The organism is Micromonospora sicca, assembly GCF_003172935.1.
Taxonomy (GTDB): domain Bacteria; phylum Actinomycetota; class Actinomycetes; order Mycobacteriales; family Micromonosporaceae; genus Micromonospora; species Micromonospora sicca.
The window spans coordinates 1-19,019 of sequence record NZ_QGKS01000327.1 but is presented as its reverse complement, the minus strand read 5'-3'; the positions used below and the strand labels follow the sequence as shown (position 1 = coordinate 19,019).

Annotated in this window: 16 protein-coding genes and 1 pseudogene; 11 read left to right on the top strand and 6 right to left on the bottom strand. The window is 74.7% G+C overall.

Annotation, left to right across the window (positions count from 1 at the left end; all coding sequences use genetic code 11):
- From DKT69_RS27100 to DKT69_RS27075, 6 genes are all read left to right on the top strand, one after another.
- On the top strand, positions 1 to 431 hold a 431-nt coding region (locus tag DKT69_RS27100), incomplete at its 5' end, for an OB-fold nucleic acid binding domain-containing protein (RefSeq protein WP_236648374.1).
- A 94-nt stretch (positions 432 to 525) separates the two neighbouring features.
- Complete coding sequence (locus DKT69_RS27095; RefSeq protein ID WP_109804328.1) at positions 526 to 705, top strand: hypothetical protein; 180 nt, start codon at positions 526 to 528, stop codon at positions 703 to 705.
- A gap of 43 nt (positions 706 to 748) precedes the next feature.
- A complete protein-coding gene (locus DKT69_RS27090; protein ID WP_201749881.1) occupies positions 749 to 1,498 on the top strand; it encodes a methyltransferase domain-containing protein in 750 nt (249 codons plus the stop codon).
- Positions 1,495 to 2,676, top strand: coding sequence for an alkaline phosphatase family protein (locus tag DKT69_RS27085; RefSeq protein WP_109804326.1), 1,182 nt, complete (start codon positions 1,495 to 1,497; stop codon positions 2,674 to 2,676). The genes DKT69_RS27090 and DKT69_RS27085 overlap by 4 nt, the downstream gene beginning before the upstream one ends.
- A gap of 78 nt (positions 2,677 to 2,754) precedes the next feature.
- Positions 2,755 to 4,014, top strand: a complete 1,260-nt coding sequence (locus tag DKT69_RS27080; RefSeq protein ID WP_109804325.1) for a DNA polymerase IV — start codon at positions 2,755 to 2,757, stop codon at positions 4,012 to 4,014.
- Between the two features lie 115 nt (positions 4,015 to 4,129).
- Entirely contained in the window at positions 4,130 to 4,528 is a 399-nt protein-coding gene (locus tag DKT69_RS27075) for an SCO2097 family morphological protein (RefSeq protein ID WP_109804324.1), read from the top strand.
- Between the two features lie 295 nt (positions 4,529 to 4,823).
- Here the strand turns inward: DKT69_RS27075 and DKT69_RS27070 are convergent, their stop codons facing one another.
- The 3 genes from DKT69_RS27070 to DKT69_RS27060 are packed head-to-tail and all read right to left on the bottom strand — an operon-like array spanning position 4,824 to position 9,661.
- A complete protein-coding gene (locus DKT69_RS27070; protein ID WP_109804323.1) occupies positions 4,824 to 7,292 on the bottom strand; it encodes a transglutaminase TgpA family protein in 2,469 nt (822 codons plus the stop codon).
- A gap of 16 nt (positions 7,293 to 7,308) precedes the next feature.
- On the bottom strand, positions 7,309 to 8,607 hold the full coding sequence (locus DKT69_RS27065) for a DUF58 domain-containing protein (protein ID WP_109804322.1): 1,299 nt from the start codon (positions 8,605 to 8,607) through the stop codon (positions 7,309 to 7,311).
- A 1-nt stretch (position 8,608) separates the two neighbouring features.
- The gene (locus DKT69_RS27060; protein WP_109804321.1) at positions 8,609 to 9,661 is read right to left on the bottom strand and encodes an AAA family ATPase; all 1,053 of its coding nucleotides are present in this window, start codon (positions 9,659 to 9,661) and stop codon (positions 8,609 to 8,611) included.
- A 484-nt stretch (positions 9,662 to 10,145) separates the two neighbouring features.
- Between DKT69_RS27060 and leuS the strand changes: the two genes are divergently transcribed.
- Complete coding sequence (gene leuS / locus DKT69_RS27055; RefSeq protein WP_109804320.1) at positions 10,146 to 12,986, top strand: leucine--tRNA ligase; 2,841 nt, start codon at positions 10,146 to 10,148, stop codon at positions 12,984 to 12,986.
- A gap of 286 nt (positions 12,987 to 13,272) precedes the next feature.
- On the opposite strand, the gene DKT69_RS27050 is transcribed toward leuS, so the two are convergent.
- Genes DKT69_RS27050 through DKT69_RS27040 form a run of 3 tightly spaced genes read right to left on the bottom strand, consistent with a single transcriptional unit; the run spans position 13,273 to position 15,912 of the window.
- Entirely contained in the window at positions 13,273 to 14,055 is a 783-nt protein-coding gene (locus DKT69_RS27050; protein ID WP_375373528.1) for a TVP38/TMEM64 family protein, read from the bottom strand.
- On the bottom strand, positions 13,953 to 14,675 hold the full coding sequence (locus DKT69_RS27045; protein ID WP_109804319.1) for a type 1 glutamine amidotransferase: 723 nt from the start codon (positions 14,673 to 14,675) through the stop codon (positions 13,953 to 13,955). The genes DKT69_RS27050 and DKT69_RS27045 overlap by 103 nt, the downstream gene beginning before the upstream one ends.
- Positions 14,665 to 15,912, bottom strand: coding sequence for a MurT ligase domain-containing protein (locus tag DKT69_RS27040; RefSeq protein ID WP_109804330.1), 1,248 nt, complete (start codon positions 15,910 to 15,912; stop codon positions 14,665 to 14,667). The genes DKT69_RS27045 and DKT69_RS27040 overlap by 11 nt, the downstream gene beginning before the upstream one ends.
- Before the next feature lie 356 nt (positions 15,913 to 16,268).
- On the opposite strand from DKT69_RS27040, the gene mraZ reads away from it, so the two are divergent.
- The 4 genes and pseudogenes from mraZ to DKT69_RS27020 form a co-directional block, all read left to right on the top strand.
- Positions 16,269 to 16,700, top strand: coding sequence for a division/cell wall cluster transcriptional repressor MraZ (gene mraZ, locus DKT69_RS27035; RefSeq protein WP_089013373.1), 432 nt, complete (start codon positions 16,269 to 16,271; stop codon positions 16,698 to 16,700).
- Positions 16,701 to 16,908: 208 nt separating this feature from the next.
- Complete coding sequence (gene rsmH / locus DKT69_RS27030) at positions 16,909 to 18,018, top strand: 16S rRNA (cytosine(1402)-N(4))-methyltransferase RsmH (RefSeq protein ID WP_109804329.1); 1,110 nt, start codon at positions 16,909 to 16,911, stop codon at positions 18,016 to 18,018.
- Positions 18,015 to 18,614, top strand: coding sequence for a cell division protein FtsL (gene ftsL / locus DKT69_RS27025; protein WP_109804318.1), 600 nt, complete (start codon positions 18,015 to 18,017; stop codon positions 18,612 to 18,614). The genes rsmH and ftsL overlap by 4 nt, the downstream gene beginning before the upstream one ends.
- Positions 18,615 to 18,618: 4 nt before the next feature.
- Positions 18,619 to 19,019 (top strand): annotated as a pseudogene (locus tag DKT69_RS27020) (penicillin-binding protein 2); the annotation flags it as partial.

Sequence of the window (19,019 nt, the reverse complement as noted above, 5' to 3'; positions counted from 1 at the left end):
CGCCCACCCTGCCCGGGATGGAGGCGGTGGACCGCCTCGTCGCCGACGTCTGGGCCACCGGCCTGTCGCCGGAGAGCCACCCGGCCCGGTTCATCCGCGACCGGCTGGACGCGCTCGGCGCGGTGCCGATCGCCCGGCTCGGCCGGGTCGAGCCCGGCCAGCGGATCCGGGTCGGTGGGATCGTCACCCACCGGCAGCGCCCGGCGACCGCGGGCGGGGTCACCTTCCTCAATTTGGAGGACGAGACCGGAATGCTCAATGTCACTTGCTCCCCCGGCCTCTGGCAGCGCTACCGTCGAATCGCCCGCACCAGCGCGGCGCTGGTGGTGCGGGGCCGGTTGCAGCGGCACGAGGGGGTTACCAGCCTCACCGCGGACCGGCTGGACGCGATCGAGCCTCCGGTGGCTCCGGCATCCCGGGATTTCCGCTGAGCGGAGTGATCCACATTACGGTGTCCGGGTCCGGGAGGCGGGAGACTTCGGCACGCGCGGGCAGAGTGGCCCGCCCGGCCATGGGGGAAGAACGATGACCCTGAACAGCACACACATCGGTGGAGTGGCGAACGCCCGGCGCACCCGGCTGGCCGCCGGCTGGTCGCCGGCCTCCGACGTCGAGGCCCGCGAGTACCAGGTGACCGACGGGCCGGTGGCCAACGCCCACCGCTCCCGCGCGGAGGAGGACCCCGCCGACGGCGGCGAGTCCTGACCCGGAGCGTGCCGCCACCGCCTCCGGGAGTCCGGTGGCGCGGGTGACTAGGCTCGACCGGGTGGAGCAGACTCGAACGCTGACCCCGCGTACCGCCGTCATCTGGTCGGTGCTCCGGGCCGAGCTGGAGCGCCGGGCCGGCGAGCGGCTCACCGTGCTCGACGTCGGCGGCGGGACCGGCGGCTTCGCCGTCCCGCTCGCCGAGGCCGGCCACTGGGTGACCGTGGTCGACGCCAGCCCCGACGCGCTCGCCGCGCTGACCCGCCGGGCCGCCGAGGCCGGGGTCGCCGACCGGGTACGCGCGCTGCAGGGCGACGGCGACGCGCTCGCCGGGCTGGTCGAGCCGGCCAGCGTCGACCTGGTGCTCTGCCACTCCGTCCTCGAGGTGGTCGACGAGCCGGCGTCGGTGGTGTCGGCGCTGGTCGGCGCGCTGCGCCATGGTGGCGCGGCCAGCGTGCTGGTGGCCGGCAGGGCCGCCGCCGTGCTCGGCCGGGCGATGAACGGTCACCTCGACGTGGCCGCCGCGCTCGCCGCCGACCCGGACGGCACCGCGGGGCCACGGGACACCCTGCGCCGCCGCTACGACGTGGACGGCGCCGCCGCGCTGCTGACCGCCGGCGGACTCACGGTCGAGGAGATCCACGGGGTACGCGTCCTCGCCGACCTGCTCCCCGCCGCGGTGGCGGACGGCCAGCCGGCCGCCCTGGTGGAGCTGGAGCGGGCCCTGGCGGCCCGGTCGCCGTACCGGGACCTCGCCGCCCAGCTGCACCTCTTCGCCCGCCGCCCGGCATGACCGGCCCGTCGCCGGCCGTGGCTGGGCGACCAGGTCCGCTCGACCCGGTCGCGCCGCGCTACGGCGGCGGCAGCCTCGCCGACGTGCTGCCCAGCGCCCTGGCGGTGCTCGGCGTCCCCGGCGCGGTCGACCTGCTCGGCCTGGGTCCCCGGCTGGCCGGGGTACGCCGGATCGCCGTGCTGCTGGTGGACGGGCTCGGCTGGTACCAGATCCCGACCGCCACCCGGTACGCGCCGACCCTGGCCGGCCTCGCTGCCACCGTCGGCGCCCCGCTCACCGCCGGCTTTCCCTCCACCACCCCGACCAACCTGGTCAGCCTGGGCACCGGCGCCGCCTCCGGCGCCCACGGCGTGCTCGGCTTCAAGGTCCGGGTCCCCGACACCGACCGGGTGCTCAGCCACATCGAGTGGGCCGGCGACCCGGACCCGTTGATTTGGCAGCCCGTGCCCACCCAGTACGAGCGGGCCCGCGCCGCCGGCGTCGCGGTCACCGTGGTCAGCCGCCCCGAGTACGGCGGCAGCGGCCTCACCCTCGCCGCCAACCGGGGCGGCGACTACCGGGGCGCCTCCGACGTCGACGCACTCGCCCGGCAGATGCTCACCGCCCTCGCGGCCGGCGCCGGCCCGACCCTGGTCTCCGGCTACCACCCCGACCTGGACCGGCACGGCCACCTCACCGGGGTCGACTCGGCGCCCTGGCGGCTCGCCGCCGCCGACGTGGACCGGCTGCTGGTCCGGCTGGTCGACGGGCTGCCGCGGGACGCCGCGCTGCTCGTCACCGCCGACCACGGCCAGCTCAACGTGCCGCCGGGCCGGCGGGTCGACTTCGACACCGACGCCCGGCTGCGGGCCGGGGTGCGGGTGATCGCCGGCGAGCCCCGGGTCCGCTACCTGCACGTCGAGCCGGGCGCGGTCGCCGACGTGCTGGCCGCCTGGTCGGCGGTGCTGGGTGACGCCGCCCGGGTGACGACCCGCGACGAGGCGGTGGCCACCGGCTGGTTCGGGCCGGTGCCGGAGGAGCACCTGCGCCGGATCGGCGACGTGGTGGTGGTCTGCCGCGACACGTACGCGGTGGTCGCCACCCGGTCGGAGAAGCCGATGGAGTCGCGCCTGGTGGCGTACCACGGCGCGGACACCGCGGCCGAGATGACCATCCCGCTGCTGGTCGTCCGGGGCTGACCGCCCGGTGGTCGGGCCCGGCCGGTGGTCGGGTGGTCGGGCCGCTGCGTTGTCGGACCGGGCGGCTAGCCTGCGGGGATGGGCCGCAGCCAGTCGTTGCCCCGGGGCGGCGATCCGCGCTTCGGGCCGGACGCCGACGACACCGGCTGCTCGATGCTGCACGTCGACATGGACGCGTTCTTCGCCTCGGTCGAGGTGCGCCGCCGCCCCGAGCTGCGCGGCCGGCCCGTCGTGGTCGGCGGGATCGGGCCGCGCGGCGTGGTCAGCTCCGCCAGCTACGAGGCCCGCCGGTACGGCGTCCGCAGCGCCATGCCCACCGCGCGGGCCCGGGCGCTCTGCCCGCACGCCGTCTACCTGCCGCCCGACTTCACGCAGTACACGGCGGCCTCCCGGGCGGTGATGCGGATCTTCCGGGACGTCACCCCGCTGGTCGAGCCGCTCTCGCTGGACGAGGCCTTCCTCGACGTGGCCGGCGCCCGCCGGCTCTTCGGCTCCCCGGCGGAGATCGCCCGGTTGATCCGCCGCCGGGTCGCCGAGGAGCAGCGGCTGAGCTGCTCGGTGGGGGTGGCGTCGAGCAAGTTCGTGGCCAAGCTCGGCTCGACCCGGGCCAAGCCGGACGGCCTGCTCGTGGTGCCGGCGGCCCAAGTGCTCGACTTCCTGCACCCGCTGCCGGTGTCGGCGCTGTGGGGGGTGGGGGAGCGTTCGGCCGAGGCGCTGCGCCGCCTCGGCCTGGCCACCGTCGGCGACCTCGCCGAGGCACCCCTGGGCCTGCTCCGCCGGGCGGTCGGCGAGGCCGCCGCGACTCACCTGCACGAGCTGGCCTGGGGGCGGGACCAGCGCCGGGTCAGCCCCGAGCACGTGGAGAAGTCGATCGGCGCGGAGGTGACCTTCGACGCCGACGTCGTCGACCCGACGGAGATCCGCCGGGCGCTGCTCGCCCTGGCCGAGAAGGTGGGCGCCCGGCTGCGCGGCGCCGGTCAGGTGGGGCGCACGGTGTCGCTCAAGGTCCGGCTGGCCGACTTCCGCACGGTCAACCGGTCCCGCACCCTGGGCGTGCCGACCGACACCGCCCGGGAGATGTTCGACACGGCCTGGGCGCTCTGGACCGCCCTCGGCCCCGGTGAGCCGATCCGCTTGGTCGGCGTACGGGTGGAGGGGCTGGCCGCCGCCGGGGAGACGCCGCGCCAGCTCACCCTGGGGGCGCCCGAGCGCGGCTGGCGGGAGGCGGAGGCGGCGGCCGACGCCGCGGCTGCCCGATTCGGGCGATCCGTCATAGGTCCGGCCAGTCTTCTCGGCAAGCGTCATCCGGGTCGAGACGAAAATCCGACCCGGCCGTAGGTCGTCCCGCTTTCCGACGCGCGAGCCCCCTCGTAGACTTGCGGGTAAGCAGCCGGTTGGCTGCCACGGTCTGTCGGCCCGAGCGGGCCGACCAACGTGACCGGGGAGGAGTGCCGTGCCGCTCTCGGAGCACGAGCAGCGGCTGTTCGAGCAGATCGAGCGGTCGCTTGCCGAGGACCCCAAATTCGCCTCGGCCGTGCGCGCCAGCGACCCGCGTTTCCACGCGCGGCGTCGCGTGCTCGTCGCTGCCGGCGTGGTCATTGCTGGCCTGGCCCTGTTGGTCTACGGCGTCGTGATCACCACCGCGCTGGTGTCAGTGGCGGGCTTCGTCGTGATGTTGGCCGCGTTGGGCTACGCAGTGCAGTCGCACCGCCGGGCTCAGTCGCCCGACCTGCACGTGGTGGGCGGCACGACCAGTCGTCGTCGTCCCCGTGGTGGTCGTACCGGCCGGCGGGGCTCGTTCCTCGACCGGATGGAGGACCGCTGGCGGCAGCGCCCGGAGGGGCACCGCTGACCACGTCCCACCCCTGAGGGGGTGACGCGACGGCGTGTCGTCGGCTTCTCCGGCGAGCGTGGTCGCATCGTCGCGCCCTGATCCACCAGCTGAGCGTCCAGTGGCCGGCTGACCCTCGGACCCCCGCGGGCCGACGTGAGCGCCCGTCCGCTTGTTTCCCCTTCCCGCGTCCCGGCCGCACCCAGACGGTGTGGCCTTCCTTCTTCGCGCGGGCGCCTGTCCACTCCCGACTCCGCGGTACGCCACCGGCGGTGTCCCGTCCGCCGGCGGGGGAGCGCCGGCGGACGGGACCCGGTCAGCGGGCCAGGCGGCCGGCCAGCAGGCGACGTGGACTCCACCGCAGCAGGCGGTGCCGCACCTGGCCGCCCGTCGCGACGAGGCGGGCGGAGGTGTCCGCGATGGCGCGCCGCCAGCGCAGCAGCACCGACGGCGGCAGCACGGCCGCCAGCAGGCGGGTCCGTCGGTCCGCCCGCGCGGCGAGCGCCCCGCGTACGGTGCGCAGCGCCGGGTGCAGCGCCTCCCCGGTGAGCGGATCGCGGGCGTACCGGGCCCGCTCCTCGGCGCGGCCGAGCAGCCGGGCCGCGGTCGCCGCCAACGCGTCCTCGGTGAGCCTGTCCCGGACCAGCCGGTCGGCGGTCGCCCGGGGGGTCTCCGTCCGGTCCACCGGAACCCGGAAGTCCACCAGCGTGTCCAGCAGCTCGTCCCAGGCGGCGTGGGCGTCCGCGCGGACCCGGTCGGCATCCACCCCGACCATCACCTCGCGCGCCCCGCTCGGGCTGCCGGGGCCGGCGTCCAGCACGGTGGCCGTCGGCCCGTGCGCCCGGGCGCGCCGCCGCCGGCGCAACGCCCTGCGCAGCAGCGCCGGCACGGCGAGCAGCGCCAGCAGGACGAGCGCGCCCGCCGTCCACCACGGCCAGGCCGGGGCCTGCCGGGTCGGGCCGCCGCCGTCCAGGGACAGGCCCGCGTCGGTCTCCTTGTCGGCCCGGTCCGGCCCGTCCGGCCCGGCCGACGGGTCGACCGCGCCCGGGGCGGCCGTGCCGCCCGGCACCGGGGCGGCTTCCTCCGGGGAGTCGGTGTCCGGGGCCCAGGCCGACCGGATCGAGCCCTGGACGCTCGCCGCCGGGGTGGCGTCGAACGGCACCCAGCCGATCCCGCCGAAGAAGACCTCCGTCCAGGCGTGCAGGTTCCGGTTGGTCAGCACGTACGTGTCGCCGCCCGAGTTGCTGCCGTTGGTGAAGCCGAACGCCACCCGGGCCGGGATGCCGGCCCGGCGGACCAGCCACGCCATCGCGGCGGCGTACTGCTGGCAGAAGCCGACCTTGGTGGCGAGGAAGTTGGTGATGTCGTCGCCGCTCGTGCCGCCCTTGGTGGACAGCGAGTAGGTGAAGCCGTTCTCGACCGAGAAGTAGCCGTAGATGGCCCGCACCTTGTCGTAGTCGTTCTGCTTGCCCTCGACGAGCTGGTCGACCAGCTTGTCGACCTCGCGTACCACCGGGGCCACGGTCTGCTGGCGCAGCACCGGGTCGTCGGCGGAGAGCGACGGCGCCGCGCGCAGCGCCGCCGGGCTGTACGTCGAGCGGACGTAGTCGAACGAGTAGCGCTTGCCCCGCGAGTTCTCCCGGTTGGAGAAGAGGATCTGGAGGTTCGGGTCGTAGAGCCAGCTGCCGCTGAGGTCCTCGGCCTTCACCGGCTCCGCGTACACCGGCAGCAGGGGCATGTTGAGGTTCTTGGTCACCTCGACGGTCGCCCGGTAGCGCTCCTGCTTGACGCCCCGGCCGGCCCGCTCCGTCGGGTCGGGCAGGGTCCGGTTGGCCGGCCGGCCGGTCGGGACCCGCACCCGGAAGCCGTCCGGGCGCAGCTCGTCGGCCACCCCGAAGCGCAGGTAGAACGGCGCCGGCTCGGTGGTGGTGACCTTGACCAGGTCGGCCACCTCGGACTGGTTGAGCTGGCCGCTCAGCGCGGCGAACAGGTCGATCCGGCCCGGGCTGCCGCCCTGCCCCGGCCGGCCGGTGCCGTTGCCCGTCCCGGAGCCGACCGCGTCCATCAGGCCGCCGGTCATCCCCGGCACGGCCAGCGGCAGCGCCACGGCCAGCGCGACGCCGACCACGGCCAGCCGGCGGCCGGCGGCGGCCAGCGGCGACGCCTCCCACACGTCGACGTCCCGGCCCTCGCCGGTGAACCGGCGGCCGAAGCGGCGTACCCGGTCGACGTTGTCGGTGACCAGCAGCCACAGGTATCCGCAGGCGCCCACCACGAACGGGGTGGCGGGGACGCTGTCCACGTAGACCGCCACCGGCACCGAGTAGATCGCCAGCATCGGCAGGCCGGCCAGCGCCGGCCGGCGCAGCCCCACCGCCAGCACGTCGACCACGACCGCGACCCCGCCGATGCCGAGCACCGTGAGGAACAGCAGCGAGTCGACGTCGGGCACCTTCACGCCGTACGAGCGCATGTCCTGCACCGACGCGCCGAACAGCTCGCCGAAGTGGGCGAAGGTGCCCGGGGTGGGCAGGAACGCGAGCAGCTCGGTGCCGCCCGGGAAGATCCAGGTGAGGGCGAGCAGCAGGCCGGCGAGCATGGCCAGCACCTGGCCCCACAGCGGGGCCCGGACCAGCCGGCTCAGCGCGGCCGCCCCGGCCACCACCGCCACCACGATGGCCGCCTGGACCAGCCACGTCCAGCGCTGGAAGATGGCCGACAGCGGCGCCGCGGCCAGCAGGGTCGCCGCGGCGGCGACGAAGCCGAGGTTCCGGGTCGCGGTCACGAGGTCGTCCTTCCGGTCATCGCACGCCTCCGGCCACCGTCTCGGCCAGCGCCGCCCGCAGCGCGAAGCCCTGCGAGCCGCGGGCCGCCTGCGGCCACAGCACCGGCAGCCGGCTGCCGTGGTCCACGCCGATCACCCGCCACCCGCTCTGCAGCAGGGCGAGCGCCGCGGCGCCGTGCGCGTGCTCCGCCTCGGCCCGGGCCTTCGCCGGCAGGTTGAGCCAGGTGGAGCTGTCCAGGACGAAACCGACGCAGGTGGCGCCGCTGCCCCGCAGCCCGCCGAGGAGTTCCGCCTCGGCCGTGCTCAGCGCACCGAACAGGCCGATGATCAGGCCGCCGTCGGCCCGCTGCCGGACCTGCTGGACCAACGTGGTGATCTCGACCCGCTTGTCCAGCCGGACCTCGGCGAGGTGGTCGAGGAGCAGCCCGTCGCCGGCCCCCTCGGTGGCGTCCACGTCGGCGCCGGAGCCGGTGACCAGGCGCAGCTTGTACCCGGCCTGGCGCAGGTGCACCGCGATGCTGGCCGCGGCGGAGACCGCCCACTCGAAGCTGGCCGTCGGCCCGTCGCCCCGGTGGCCGAAGGCGCGGGTGTCCAGCACCACCGTGGCCCGGCTCTCCCAGGGCTGCTCCTCGCGCCGCACCATCAGCTCACCGGTGCGGGCGGTGGACTTCCAGTGCACCCGGCGCAGGTCGTCGCCCACCCGGTACTCCCGGGTGGCCGCGTCGTCCTCGCCGTGCACCGCCACCGAGCGGGCCCGGCTGTCGCCGCTGCCGGCGTACTCGCCGGGCAGGCGGACCGTGGGCAGCGGGGTGACCTGCGGGATGACGGTGAGGTGATCGGTGCTGGGGAAGGCGCGGGTGAGCTCGCACAACCCGAACGGGTCGGTGAGCCGGACCACCAGCGGGCCCACCTCGTACCGGCCCCGCACGTCGGCGCGGACCGTGTACGCCACCGAGCTGGCCTGGTGCGCGCCGAGCCGCTCCAGCACCACCCGGGGCCGGCTGCCCAGGGCGTACGGCAGCCGGTCCTCCAGCAGCAGGGTGCCGGTGGGCAGCCGGGACAGGTTCTGCAACCGCAGCACCACCCGGGAGCTGGCCCCGACCGGCACCCGGTGCGGCTCCAGCGACCGGTTGCAGGCCAGCTTGTACCGGCTGCGCCCGACGTACGCCGCCGCGAGCAGCGGCAGGACGGCGAGCAGGATGGCCACCCGCAGCAGGTCCTTCTCGCCGAGGATGCCGGCGGAGACCGCGGCGGCCAGCGCGGCCGCCAGGAACGAGCGGCCCCGGGTGGTCAGTCCGCGCAGGCCGTCGCGCACCTCACGGCCTCCGAGGCTCGAACGGCCCGTGGCCGTTGCCGCTGGCCGGCCGGGTGTCGTACGGGGAGCGCTTGCGGTCGTGCGGCAACGGCAGCCGGTGCACCAGCTCGGCGACGATCGCGTCGGTGGTGCGGCGGGCCAGCTGCGCGTCGGCGGTCGGGATGATCCGGTGCGCCAGCACCGGCACGGCGAGCGCCTGGAGGTCGTCGGGCAGGACGTAGTCGCGCCCCTCCAGCGCGGCCACCGCGCGGGCGGTGCGCAGCAGCTGGAGGGTGGCCCGGGGGGAGGCGCCGAGGCGCAGGTCCGGGGCCTCGCGGGTGGCGGTCACCAGGTCGATCGCGTACTGCTTGACGGCGTCGGCGACGTGCACCTGCCGGACGGTCGCGATGAGCCGGCGCACGATGGCCGCGTCGGAGACCGGGCGCAGCTCGTTCAGCGGGTCGGTGGCCCCGTGACCGTCCAGCATGGCCAGCTCGGCGCCGACGTCCGGGTAGCCCATCGCGATCCGGGCGGTGAACCGGTCGCGCTGCGCCTCCGGCAGCGGGTACGTCCCCTCCATCTCGATCGGGTTCTGCGTGGCGATCACCATGAACGGGGTCTGCAACTGGTAGGTCACCCCGTCGACCGTGACCTGCCGCTCCTCCATGCACTCCAGCAGGGCGGACTGGGTCTTCGGCGAGGCCCGGTTGATCTCGTCGCCGACCACCAGGTTGGCGAAGACCGCGCCGGGGCGGAACTCGAAGTCGTGCGTCTCCTGGTTGTAGACGCTCACCCCGGTGACGTCGCTGGGCAGCAGGTCGGGGGTGAACTGGATCCGGCGCACCGAGCAGTCGATCGAGCGGGCGAGGGCCTTGGCCAGCTTGGTCTTGCCGACGCCGGGGACGTCCTCGATGAGCAGGTGGCCCTCGGCGAGCAGCACGGCCAGGGCGAGCCGGACGGTGGCCGTCTTGCCCTCGATGACCTGCTCGATGTTGGCCACGATGGCCTCGCTGGCGGCGCGGAACTCGTCGTGCGGCAGCAGACCGCCCACCTCGTCCCAGGTCTGTTGTGTCACGGGCCTCCTCCTCGTCGCCGGACGGCAGCTCTGTATAGAGCACCTGGACCCGCCGTTGGGTTCGCGTCGTGCGAGCCTCGTTTGCCGCAGAAATCTCACTGGCCTCTCAGGCTAACCATGTTTGTCGTGATCGCCGACCCCCGCAGCCGGTCGGTCGGTTACGCCCGGAATATTCGCCGGACGGGGGACGCGTGCCCGTTTGCGGCTCGATGACCGGAGTCCCGCCGGGCACCGCGCGGCGGCGGGCGACGGGACCGGGGGAGAACGCGGCGGCGGGCCGGACGTGCCCCACGCGTGCCGGCGGGCGGCGGGGCCGTCCCCGCGCGGGGTACACTGCCGGTCATGGCCGGAGTCTTCCTGCTTCTTACCGGGCCGTGCTGATGCGCTGAACGCGCGACAGCACGGCGGCCCCTCCTGCGTGAGGGGCTTTTTTGTGCCCTGAGCAGACCTCCCCATATCCGACATGAAGCGCCGAGGAGACGCCATGAGCGAGGCAGCCGCACCGGCGACCGACATTCCCCCGTTCCGGTACACCGCCGCCCTGGCCGGCGAGATCGAGCACCGCTGGCAGGACAGCTGGGCGCGGGAGGGCACCTTCCACGCGCCGAACCCGGCCGGGCCGCTGGCCGACCCCGACCACCCGCGGGCGGGCGCGGAGAAGCTGTACGTGCTGGACATGTTCCCGTACCCCTCCGGCGCCGGCCTGCACGTCGGCCACCCGCTGGGCTACATCGGCACCGACTGCTTCGCCCGCTACCAGCGGATGGCCGGGCGGAACGTGCTGCACGCGATGGGCTTCGACGCGTTCGGCCTGCCCGCCGAGCAGTACGCGGTGCAGACCGGCACCCACCCGCGCACCACCACGGTGGCGAACATCGAGCGGTACAAGGAGCAGCTGCGCCGGCTGGGACTGGCCCACGACGAGCGGCGCACGGTGGCGACCATCGACACCGACTTCTACCGCTGGACCCAGTGGATCTTCCTGCAGATCTTCAACTCCTGGTACGACGCGGAGGCCGGTAAGGCCCGCCCGATCGCCGAGCTGATCGCCGAGTTCGAGGGAGGCAACCGGCCCACCCCGGACGGCCGCCCCTGGGCGGAGCTGACCGTGGCCGAGCGGCGGGCGATCGTCGACGACCACCGGCTGGCGTACGTCTCGGAGGCGCCGGTGAACTGGTGCCCGGGGCTGGGCACCGTACTGGCCAACGAGGAGGTCACCGCCGACGGTCGCTCCGAGCGGGGCAACTTCCCGGTCTTCAAGCGCAACCTGAAGCAGTGGATGATGCGGATCACCGCGTACGGTGACCGGCTGCTGGACGACCTGGACACCCTGGACTGGCCGGAGCCGATCAAGCTGCAGCAGCGCAACTGGATCGGCCGGTCCACCGGCGCGCACATCGACTTCCCCACCACCCTGGAGCCGATCCGGGTGTTCACGACCCGGCCGGACACCGTCTTCGGCGCCACCTACATGGTGCTGGCCCCCGAGCACGAGCTGGTCGACGTGCTGGTGCCGGCGGCCTGGCCGGCGGGGACGAAGGACGCCTGGACCGGCGGGCACGCCAGCCCGCGGGCGGCCGTCGAGGCGTACCGGAAGGCCGCCGCGGCCAAGACGGACGTGGAGCGGCAGGCCGACACCAAGGAGAAGACCGGCGTCTTCGTCGGCGCGTACGCGACCAACCCGGTCACCGGCGGGCAGATCCCGATCTTCATCGCGGACTACGTGCTGGCCGGCTACGGCACCGGCGCGATCATGGCGGTGCCCGGGCAGGACGAGCGGGACTGGGCCTTCGCGGAGGTCTTCGACCTGCCGATCGTGCGGACCGTGCAGCCGGCCGACGGCTTCGACGGCAAGGCGTACACCGGGGACGGCCCGGCGATCAACAGCGCCGCGCCGGACCGCGGCCTGGACCTGAACGGCCTGGGAGTCGCCGACGCCAAGGCGACGATCATCGCCTGGCTGGAGGCGAACGGGTACGGCGCCGGCGCGGTGACCTACCGGCTGCGCGACTGGCTGTTCTCCCGGCAGCGCTACTGGGGCGAGCCGTTCCCGATCGTGTACGACGAGACCGGGGCCGCCATCGCGCTGCCCGAGTCGATGCTGCCGGTCGAGCTGCCCGAGGTGGACGACTTCTCGCCGAAGACGTTCGACCCGGAGGACGCCGACAGCAACCCGGAGACCCCGCTGTCCCGGCGGCGCGACTGGGTGGACGTGGAGCTGGACCTGGGTGACGGGCCGAAGCGCTACACCCGGGAGACCAACGTGATGCCGCAGTGGGCCGGCTCCTGCTGGTACGAGCTGCGCTACCTGGACCCGACGAACACCGCGCGGTTCGTCGACCCGGCGAACGAGGCGTACTGGATGGGACCGCGCGGGGCGGGCGACTGCGGGGGCACCGACCTGTACGTCGGCGGCGCCGAGCACGCCGTGCTGCACCTGCTGTACGCCCGGTTCTGGCACAAGGTGCTGTACGACCTGGGGCACGTCTCGTCGTTCGAGCCGTTCCGCAAGCTGTTCAACCAGGGCATGATCCAGGCGTACGCGTTCCGGGACGCCCGCGAGGCCGTGGTGCCGGCGGAGGAGGTCGTCGAGGTCGACGGCCGCTTCTTCCACGGCGAGACCGAGGTGCGCCGCGAGTACGGCAAGATGGGCAAGTCGCTGAAGAACGTGGTCACCCCGGACGAGATGTGCGCGGCGTACGGCGCGGACACCTTCCGGGTGTACGAGATGTCGATGGGCCCGCTGGAGGTGTCCCGACCCTGGGACACCCGCGCGGTCGTCGGCTCGTACCGGTTCCTGCAGCGGGTCTGGCGGGCGATCGTCGACGAGCAGACCGGGGACCCGCGGGTCACCGACGTGCCGGCCGACGAGGCCACCCGCCGGCTGCTGCACCAGGTGATCGACGGGGTCCGCGGCGACATGGAGGGGATCCGGTTCAACACCGCGATCGCCAAGCTGATCGAGCTGACCAACGCGCTGACCCGGCTGTCCGCCACGCCGCGGGAGGTGGCCGAGCCGCTGGTGCTGATGCTGGCGCCGTTCGCTCCGCACATCGCCGAGGAGCTGTGGCGGCGGCTGGGCCACGACGGCTCGCTGGCGTACGCGGACTTCCCGACCGCCGACCCGGCGATGCTGGTCGCCGAGACGGTGACCTACCCGGTGCAGATCAACGGCAAGGTCCGCGGCCGGATCGAGGTCCCCGCCGACGCGCCCGAGGACGAGGTGCGCGCGGCGGCGCTGGCGGCGGTCGCCGGTCCGCTGGCCGGCAAGGAGCCGCGCAAGGTCATCGTGGTGAAGGGGCGGATGGTCTCGGTCGTCGCCTGACGCTCGCCGACCCGGAGGCGCGCCCACCTCGGGGCGTGCCTCCGGCGTGGCCGGGGCCAGGGCGGTCGAGACGGGTGCTCGGCGTTCCGGCGGCTTTCGTGCCGTTCGGCGGGAGGCGGATGCGGTCCCGAGCGATATGACGCTGGGGCATACTTATGACTTTCAGGTATGTCGCTCGCGGGCAGTCCCGCTCCGGGATCGGCCGGCACCGGCGCGACCGGCTGCCCCGACAACGCAGGCGTCACGTGGCGGGTCCGCCGGGGCTACGGCCGGGGAACCGGCCGCATCAGGCCGGGCTCGGCCGGCGCCGCCGTTCGGCGCGCCACCAGCGGTGGATCAGCACCACGCTGGCGATCAGCCCGAGGCTGGCCGGCGCGGCGGCGTACCAGTTGACGTGGCCCGGCGAGCTGACCGCCGCGCCGAGGGCGGCGTAACCGAAGGCGGTCGGGGCGGAGGCGATCACGCTGCCGGCCAGGAACGGCAGCACCCGGGCGCTGGTCGTGCCGTACCCGTAGCTGACCAGGCCGAAGCCGGCGATCGGCAGCAGCCGGACGGTAACCACTCCGAGCACGTTCTGCCGGGCGAACCAGCCGTCGAGGCGGGCCAGTCGGCCGCGGACCCGTTCCGCGACGAACTCCCGGCCGAGCAGGCGGCCGACGGTGAAGCCGACCGCCGCGGCCAGCAGCGCGGCGCCGAGGGCGTACCCGGCGCCCTCCAGGGGGCCGAAGATCGCCCCGGCCGCGAGCGTGACGAAGGTCCGCGGCACGAGCGCCACCAGCAGCAGCGCCCCGCCGGCGATCGCGGCGACCGGGGCGTACCCGTCGAGGGCGTCGGCCAGCCGGGGGAGCTGGGCCGGGTCCGGCCGGGGCATCAGGAGCAGCAGGACGCCGAAGCCGGCGAGCAGGAGCAGCAGCAGGGCGAACCGCCGTGCCGACGGCTGGCGGAGCAGCCGCCGGACGGTGGGGATCACGCCCGGGCGGCGGCCGCCACCGCGGCGCGGCGTTCCGAGCGGAGCCGCTCGGCCCAGGTGTCGTCCAGCGCGGGGAGCTGGTGGACGCCGGTGGCCCAGCGCAGCAGCAGGTCGGCCAGCGCCGGGTTGCGGGCCAGGGCGGGCCCGTGCGAATACGTGCCGAGCAGCTTGCCCCGCCACGCGCCCTCGGTGGCGCCGTCGTTGCCCACCCCGGTGGTGACCCGGGCCAGCGGCGAGACGCCCGGCCCGAGGTGGGTGCGTCCGCCGTGGTTCTCGAAGCCGGACAGTGCCGGAATGCCGAGCCGCGGGTCGACCTCGCCGGCCAGCTCGCCGACGGCCCGGGCGGGGCCGCGGTCGGAGGAGAGGTCGAGCAGCTCCAGTCCCGCACACTTGGTGCCCTTGGCGAAGAACGAGCTGCCGAGAAGCTGGTAGCCGGCGCAGACGCCGAAGACCACCGAACCCTGGGCCACCGCCCGGTGCAGCCCGCCGTCGGCGAGCAGCCGCTGGGCGCCGAGCGCCTGCGGGCCGTCCTCGCCGCCGCCGATCAGGTAGATGTCGGCGGTGGCGGGCAGCCGCTGGTCGGAGCGGACCTCCAGCACCTCGACCGGCATGCCGCGCAGCTGGGCCCGGCGGGCCAGGATCAGCATGTTGCCCCGGTCGCCGTAGGTGGAGAGCAGGTCGGGGTAGATCCAGACGATGCGCAGGCTCTCAGTTGACACGGTCCAGCTCCGCTCGGATGTCCTGGAAGGCGGTGTAGTTGGCGATGACCTCCAGGCGGCCCGGTGGCACCGCCCGGATCGCGTCGTCGAACGTCCGCACGTGCTGGAACGGCACGCCGTTGACGTCCAGCCGGACGGCCAGGTCGTACGCCCGGTCGCCGGTGATCAGCACCTGCCGACCGCGCAGCGGGGCGAAGTCGACGTCGAAGAGCCAGGAGGTGTCCAGCCCGTCGGGGTCGCGGGCGTTGATGGAGAGCAGGGTGGGCGCCTCGTCGGCCATGTCGAACGCCTCCAGCCAGCTGGCCGGGTTCTTGGCCAGCAGCAGCCGGATGTTGCGCCCGTCCCGATCCACCTGGGCGTAGCGGCCGGCGACCGAGCTGACCGTGCCGAGCCGGGACACCGCGTCCACCGGGCGTACGCCGAACTCGGCGGCCACCGCGAGGGCGGTCGCGGCGTTGCCCAGGTTGACCTTGCCGGGGAGCTGGAGCTGCACCTTGTGCCAGGCGCCGGTCGGGTCGAGCACGCCGTCGTCCTCGACGGTCCACTGCGGCTCGGGGCGGCGCAGCGGGCAGCCGGTGCACCGCCACTGCTCGCCCGAGCGCTCGATGGTCGAGCCGCACTCCGGGCACACCCACGAGTCGTCGTGCCAGCGCTGGCCGGCGCTGAACCAGGTGACGTGCGGCGGGATGTGGCCGCGGGCGGGGTCGGCGGGCGGGGTGGCGGCCCAGACGACCATCGGGTCGTCGGCGTTGGCGACCACCCGCACGTCGGGGTGCTGGACCAGCGCGGCGCGCCAGAGCTGCGCCATCATGGCGACCTCCTTGGCCCGGTCGAGCTGGTCGCGGGAGAGGTTGAGCAGCGCCACCACGTGCGGCTCGGTGGCCTCCAACACCTGGGCCAGGTAGTGCTCGTCCACCTCGAGCACCGCGTACGGGGTGCTGCCGGCCTTGGCCAGGGCCGAGGTGTGGCCGGTGGGCATGTTGGCGCCGAAGGAGTTGGTGGCGACCCGGCCGAGCACTCCGACGGCGGCGGTGGCGAGCCGGGTGGTGGTGGTCTTGCCGTTGGTGCCGGACACCAGGGCGATCGCCCGCCCCGCCGACAGGTGCACGAGCAGGTCGGGGTCGATCTTGAGGCCGATCCAGCCACCGATCACCGAGCCGTCGCCACGGCCGGCCGCCCGCGACAGCGCCGCGGCGGTCCGCGACACCGAGCTGGCCACCTTTGCCCGCAGGGGCATCTTCGCGTCCGTCACCCGAGCGAGGTTACCGGACCCGCGGCGCCACCAGATCGCCGCGGACCGCGATCCGTTCGGCCGGGGTGACCCGGCGGGACGGCCGGTCGACGCTCGGCCGGATGGAGTCGATCAATGTCGGGTAGCGGACGCGGCCGGCGGGCCGCCGCGGCCCTCCACTCCGCCCCACCCCCTTTGACGTGCGCTTTTGCGCTCGGAAACGCCGCGCCACGCGGGCGTTTCTGGTTGCGGGTGGAGGGAAGTGGAGTAGAGTGGGGCGCAATGGTGAGGCCGGGAGGGCCGCACCGGCCCGGGGGGTCAGCGGCGCCGCGAACGCCGCTCAGGGCGAGGGGGTTGGGCCGATGTTCCTCGGCACCCACACTCCGCGCCTGGACGACAAAGGCCGGTTGATCCTTCCGGCGAAGTTCCGGGATGAGCTGGCGGGGGGTGTCGTGATCACCAAAGGGCAGGAGCGCTGCCTCTACGTCTTCCCGATGCCCGAGTTCCAGCGGATCGCGGAGCAGTTGCGCGCGCAGCCGATGACGCACAAGGCGGCCCGGGCCTACAGCCGGGTCTTCTTCGCCAGCGCGCACGACGAGGTCCCGGACAAGCAGGGCCGGGTGACCATTCCCGGGCATCTGCGCTCGTACGCCGCCCTCGACCGCGATCTGGTCGTGATCGGCGCGAGCACCCGGGTGGAGATCTGGGACAGGGCGGCCTGGGAGGCCTACCTCGCGGAGAGCGAAGACGACTTCGCCGACATCGAGGAGGGGGTGCTGCCCGGCGGTCTGTAGGGCGTGGCGACGCCCGGCGTACTGCGAGATCTCCAGCCGCTTTCGAGTTCCTGGCACCCCTTCCCCGGTGCCAGGCGCACGATCCGTATCGGGGGGCCGCGGCCTCCGGCGGGCGGGAGCGGATGGGGATCTGGCGGTATGGCGAGGCGTCGTGGCGACGGCAGGACGCGACACGGACGGAAGTGGGTTTCAACCAGTGGGGGTCGACATGGGGGAGCTACGTGGCACGCACGTGCCGGTGCTGCTCGAGCGGTGTCTCGAGTTGCTGGCCCCCGCGCTGGGTCGGAACGCGCGCACCGTCTACGTCGACGCGACGCTCGGCCTGGCCGGGCACGCCGAGGCGGTCCTTCAGGCGCACCCGAACACGGTGCTGATCGGCCTGGACCGGGACACCGAGGCCCTCGCCCACGCGCGGGTCCGGCTGGCCCGGTTCGCCGACCGGATCCACCTCGAGCACGCCGTCTACGACGAGCTGCCCGAGGTGCTCGACCGGCTCGGCTACCCGGCGATCGACGGGATCCTGTTCGACCTCGGCGTCTCGTCCCTGCAACTGGACGCGCCCGACCGCGGGTTCGCGTACGCGCAGGACGCGCCGCTGGACATGCGGATGGACCAGACCCGGGGGGTGACCGCCGAGGAGGTGGTCAACACCTACGGCCACCCGGAGCTGGCCCGGGTGCTGCGGGTGTACGGCGAGGAGAAGTTCGCCGGGCGGATCGCCTCGGCGATCATCCGGGAGCGGGAGCGCGCCCGGATCACCTCGTCGGCGCGGCTGGCCGAGCTGGTCAGAGAGAGCATTCCGGCACCAGCCCGACGAACCGGGGGACACCCGGCAAAGAGAACGTTTCAGGCTTTACGGATCGAGGTAAACAGGGAGCTGGCAGCGCTGGAGACGGCGCTGCCGGCCGCTCTCGACAAGCTCACCGTGGGCGGCCGCATGGTGGTCCTGTCCTACCACTCGCTGGAGGACCGGCTCACCAAGCAGGCGCTCGCCGACCGGGTCCGCAGCAAGGGCCCGATCGACCTCCCGGTCGAACTGCCCGGGTCGGGTCCGACGTTCCGGCTGCTCAGCCGGGGCGCCGAGCTCGCCGGGGAGGCCGAGGTGGCCGCGAACCCGCGCGCCGCCTCGGTGCGGCTGCGGGCCGCGGAACGGCTCGACCCGGAGGCGGCCCGGCAGGGGCGTACCGACCGCGAACGGTACCGCCGCCGGGTCAAGGCGATGCACCAACCGGGGACGGGGTCACCGGGGTCCGCGAGGGATCCCCGGTCGGCCCCCGGGGACGGCAGTGGGACGGACGAAGAGGGGGAGGGGACATGAACGTCAACAGGCGCGACGGCCGGGACACCGGCATCGGGCAGCGCGCACCGCGGTCGGGGGGCCGGACCGCGGCGCAGCGCACCACGCGAGGGGCGACCGCGACGGCGGAGGCCGAGCGGCTCGACCGCCGGGAGGAGACCCGCGCCCGGGGGGCGCGCGAGTTCCCCACCCAGGGCAGCGCCGCGCTGCGGCCGGCCGAGCGGACGAAGGCCACCACGGCGTCGCCGCGGCTGCGGGTCGCCCCGCCGCCGCCGGTCTCCGTGCCGCGGGCCCCGTTCGTCGGGCTGATCCTGGTGCTGGTGGTCGGCGGGGTGCTCGGCATCCTGCTGGTCAACACGAAGATCAACGAGAACGCCTTCAAGCTGGAGAAGCTGGAGCAGCAGCAGGCCAAGCTCGACGTCGACCAGCAGCAGCTGGAGAAGGAGATCGCCGAGCAGAAGGCGCCGGGCAACCTGACCGCCAACGCCCGCAAGCTCGGCCTGGTCGAGTCCGGCGAGCCCGCGTACATCCGGCTGCCGGACGGGAAGATGATCGGCGTGCCGCACCCGGCGGAGGGCGCGCCGGCCATCACCAGCCAGCAGGGCAACGGGGGGTAGTCAGGTGCCCCCGAGATCGGAGGAACCGCGCCGGGACCCTACGGGCTCCCGGCGCGGCTCGTCCCGGGGCGGTCGGGGCGCCGACCCGCGCTCCGGCGAGCCGGGCGTCGGCGGAATCTCCGACGCCCGCGCGTACACCCCTCGGGGGCGCACCCTCCGCGAGGGCGGCGGGGCCGCCCGCTCCGCACCCACCGGGGGCGCGGAGCAGCGGCGTACCCCGCGCAGCAGCCGCTCCGGCGACCCGTTCCGCCCCGCGTTGCAGGTGCTCGACGGCGGCCGCGCGGCCGCCGGCCGCACCGGCCGGCGGGAGACCGCCGCGGGTGGTCGGGCCGGCGTGGTGCGGACCCTCTCGCCGCGCTCCCCGCGGTTCGACGACGACGAGGCGCCGGCCGCGCGGCGCCGGCC

What these genes read in the sequence shown, in the direction of transcription:
- DKT69_RS27095 (WP_109804328.1), top strand. Translation starts at nt 526, where the DNA reads ATGACCCTGAACAGCACACACATCGGTGGAGTGGCGAACGCCCGGCGC.
- DKT69_RS27085 (WP_109804326.1), top strand. Translation starts at nt 1,495, where the DNA reads ATGACCGGCCCGTCGCCGGCCGTGGCTGGGCGACCAGGTCCGCTCGAC.
- DKT69_RS27080 (WP_109804325.1), top strand. Translation starts at nt 2,755, where the DNA reads ATGGGCCGCAGCCAGTCGTTGCCCCGGGGCGGCGATCCGCGCTTCGGG.
- leuS (WP_109804320.1), top strand. Translation starts at nt 10,146, where the DNA reads ATGAGCGAGGCAGCCGCACCGGCGACCGACATTCCCCCGTTCCGGTAC.
- DKT69_RS27040 (WP_109804330.1), bottom strand. Translation starts at nt 15,912, where the DNA reads ATGCCCCTGCGGGCAAAGGTGGCCAGCTCGGTGTCGCGGACCGCCGCG.
- mraZ (WP_089013373.1), top strand. Translation starts at nt 16,269, where the DNA reads ATGTTCCTCGGCACCCACACTCCGCGCCTGGACGACAAAGGCCGGTTG.
- rsmH (WP_109804329.1), top strand. Translation starts at nt 16,909, where the DNA reads ATGGGGGAGCTACGTGGCACGCACGTGCCGGTGCTGCTCGAGCGGTGT.
- ftsL (WP_109804318.1), top strand. Translation starts at nt 18,015, where the DNA reads ATGAACGTCAACAGGCGCGACGGCCGGGACACCGGCATCGGGCAGCGC.